We start from the raw sequence: 384 nt of genomic DNA on the forward strand, positions 1-384 counted from the left end.
CCCCAGGCCCATCCGGAGTCATCGCCGAAGAGCGCTCCGTAGACCTTGTGGAACTGGACGATGACCCATGAGACAGGCGTGGTGATAAAGCTGAACAGACTGGCAATCGTGTCCACTAATCAGGCTCCTTGAGCATTGGGCGAGGTCTCTGCGGCCGGGCTCGGAGGTTCGGAGACCGACCCCCCGGACGGCACATCAGCGGCGGACTCCCCGCCCTTTTCGCCGCGCAGGGCGTTGCGCAGCAGCTCGTGCCACCGCGGACGCTTACGAGGCGGAACATGATCCACACCGCCGGGTGACCGCGGATTGCACCGCAGGATGCGCCAAGCGGTCAGCGCTGTTCCCTTGAGGGCACCGTGCCTGTCGATCGACGTATATCCATAG

The 384-nt window shown here is 64.3% G+C and carries 1 protein-coding gene; it reads right to left on the reverse strand.

Annotated elements, in window-relative coordinates:
* Window positions 1-119: 119 nt before the first annotated feature.
* Window positions 120-384: membrane protein insertion efficiency factor YidD (gene yidD / locus BCY78_RS26395; protein ID WP_083195290.1), on the reverse strand; the 265-nt coding region annotated here is incomplete at its 5' end.

The organism is Pararhodobacter sp. CCB-MM2 (genome assembly GCF_001691415.1).
In the GTDB taxonomy this organism is placed as follows: Bacteria; Pseudomonadota; Alphaproteobacteria; order Rhodobacterales; family Rhodobacteraceae; genus Pararhodobacter.